Raw genomic sequence first — 455 nt, forward strand, 5'->3', positions numbered from 1 at the left:
TCAATTCTTATTACTATTTATTCAATATATGAAAGGCCGTCTGTTGTTCAGACGGCCTTGTATCTTTAGTTTAAATCGATATTGGTTTACTCAGCCTTTAAATCAGCCACGCATTGCTTATCGCGTGCCTCAAAAGCTTCCGCGCCACCCAAGAGCTTGAGTTGCTCCTCAGGGCTGATTTTGCCGAAGTTTCGGATTTGCTCGTCAGAGAGTTTGCTTAAAGGCTGATCCCACATGCAGACACAATAGTCTTGAGCCAATCTCTCGTTTTGAGCATCTAAACCTTTTGCCTTCAAATCAGCTTGCCATTTTTCGGCAAAAGGAATGTTTTTCACGCAAGACTCCACTACATTTTGTTTTATCTGCGGCTTGTTCATCGCGCATTGTGAGAGCAGGGCGGTCAGAGCCAGCAAAGACAAAATAATCCATGCCCAAATGCGGATGGTGCGGATTTT

Annotated in this window: 1 protein-coding gene; it reads right to left on the minus strand. The window is 44.0% G+C overall.

Annotated features, from left to right (window positions below; genetic code table 11):
* Positions 1–86: 86 nt before the first annotated feature.
* Positions 87–455 (minus strand): hypothetical protein (locus ACTHSP_RS21900; RefSeq protein ID WP_440346999.1); only part of this gene is annotated, 369 nt, incomplete at its 5' end.

The organism is Neisseria sp. P0001.S005 (genome assembly GCF_051963715.1).